Source organism: Amycolatopsis sp. SID8362 (assembly GCF_010550475.1).
GTDB lineage: Bacteria > Actinomycetota > Actinomycetes > Mycobacteriales > Pseudonocardiaceae > Amycolatopsis > Amycolatopsis eburnea.
The window spans coordinates 1-756 of the sequence record NZ_JAAGNB010000085.1 but is presented as its reverse complement, the minus strand read 5'-3'; the positions used below and the strand labels follow the sequence as shown (position 1 = coordinate 756).

Annotated in this window: 1 protein-coding gene; it reads right to left on the bottom strand. The window is 75.4% G+C overall.

From position 1 onward, the window contains the following. On the bottom strand, nucleotides 1-680 hold a 680-nt coding region (locus G3I65_RS03015; protein WP_160694508.1), incomplete at its 3' end, for a glycosyltransferase family 2 protein. Between the last annotated feature and the right edge of the window lie 76 nt (nucleotides 681-756).

Genomic DNA, 756 nt, shown 5'->3' with positions numbered 1-756 from the left:
AGCACGGCGATGAGCAGCCGGTTGCGCAGTTCGGCGCGGCGGCGCCACGCCGACGGCGGCCGCGAGCGCGACGGGTGGTGGTGGGCGCGCAGGCGCCCGACGTAGCAGACTTCCCAGCCGTGCGCGGCCAGGTCGTAGGCCAGCAGCTGCTCTTCGGCGCCGAAGTGCAGCAGCGGGCTGAACCCACCGGCTTCGAGGTACGCGCGGCGGCGCACGATCGCCGAGCAGGCGAGGAACCCGAGGACCAGCGGCCCGGGCGCGCCGTCGGGGTGGCCCAGCGGGCTCCGTTCCAGCTCGGGCGTCACCGGGTCGTCACGGTCCTCGGGGCCGACCAGGGTGCGCGCGGCGAGGAGGCCGGTCCGCGGGTGCTCGTCGAAGATCCGTTCCGCTTCGGACAGCGCGTCCGGCGCCCACCACGAATCGTCGTCGCTGAAGGCCACGTAGGGCGTTTCGGCCACGACGACGCCGAGTGTGCGGGCGGCGGCACCGAGGTTGCGCGGCAGCCGGATCACGCGCACGTTCGCGTAGCCGCGGGCAACCTCGGCGGTCCCGTCCGTGGAAGCGTTGTCCAGCACGACGACCGGCGGCACCGGGTCCAATGTGGACAGCTGACGGAGGGTGCGCGCCAGCTCGGCGGCGCGGCCGCGGGTGGCGATGACGACGGTCGTGCGCGCGCTCACCGCTCCCCCACCAGCGCCTCGACGAAGCCGGTCAGCGACGGCACCGGCGGGTCCACCGCGGCCGCGCGGCACCACG